Raw genomic sequence first — 1,148 nt, forward strand, 5'->3', positions numbered from 1 at the left:
TTTTTCCATTCCAGATTGCCGTATTTTTGGTGGGTATCCCACAACAGTTTGACGGTGCCCGGCGTCGCGACAGATCGTCCACCTACAACCGCATCATAGAATTGCAGCGGCTGGCCTTGGTCGTCCAAAAACAGTGTTGGGGTTGCGGCGAGGGGCGCAGTTTCTCGACCATCATAAGTGGTGAGCTTTTGTTGTTCGCCATCCCAATACACCAAAAATGCGCCGCCACCAATGCCGGAAGATTGTGGTTCGACTAAGCCAAGCATCAGTTGTACCGCCACCATAGCATCAATGGCATTGCCGCCTTGCTCCAGTACATCAGCACCAGCTTGGGTGGCGATTGGGTTCGCTGCTGTCACCATATAGTCTTTGGCTTTGACCAGTTGTTTGTGCTCAAGCCCAGTACTCTGCTCTGGGGCAATCGCATCGGTGGCTTGGTTTGCAAACGCGGTGTGGGTGATAGAGGCGCTAAGAAAAAGACCCGTAGACACGAGTCGGTTGAACGTCCAATGCATGATGACTCTCCATGTTGCCAGTTTGATTGTTCAGCTTGGCAGCCATGGAGAAGATCGTCGAGTCAGCGTTTTAATAAATGTCGGGTGTGCGACGCTTTTAAATCAGAGAGTTAACCGATTAATGTGCTGATGGTTTGCACCAAGATACTGCCGCCAACGAGGGTAAACACCACACCACAGATGCCATCGATGTAGATGCCTGCTTGTTGTAATCGACGTTGTAAACGTTGCGTTGAGAGCATCCACGCCAAGCTGGAAAACCAAACCAGAGACAAGCTGAACAGGATAACTAACGCGATGCTTTTGCCTGAGACCGACATTCCGGCTGGCACCAAGCTCGACATCAAGCTGATGAAGAAAACCAGTGCTTTGGGGTTGAGAATGTTGGTTGCAAAACCTTTGGCAAAAGCCTGACGCTTGTTGCTGATCACGAAGCTGTTTGTTTTATTTTGTTGATCCGTTTGCGGGTTTTTGATCGTAGCGATCACGCCGCGCAGGGCCCCAACACCGAGGTAAAGCAGGTAACTGCCACCTAGCAGTTGTAATACCGAATACAGCAAAGGATGTTGATGCACAAGGTAGCTCACACCTGTCAGGCTGAACAACGAGTGCAGCAAAATACCAACGGATAAG

Annotated in this window: 2 protein-coding genes; both read right to left on the reverse strand. The window is 50.3% G+C overall.

The annotated features are described in order from the left end of the window. Positions 1-515, reverse strand: a 515-nt coding sequence (locus tag R7E47_RS24950; protein WP_318085454.1) for a gamma-glutamyltransferase, incomplete at its 3' end; no start/stop codon positions are given. A gap of 110 nt (positions 516-625) precedes the next feature. Next, positions 626-1,148 (reverse strand): LysE family translocator (locus R7E47_RS24955; RefSeq protein ID WP_318085456.1); only part of this gene is annotated, 523 nt, incomplete at its 5' end.

The organism is Vibrio sp. Vb1026 (assembly GCF_033338745.1).
Lineage (GTDB): Bacteria > Pseudomonadota > Gammaproteobacteria > Enterobacterales > Vibrionaceae > Vibrio > Vibrio alginolyticus.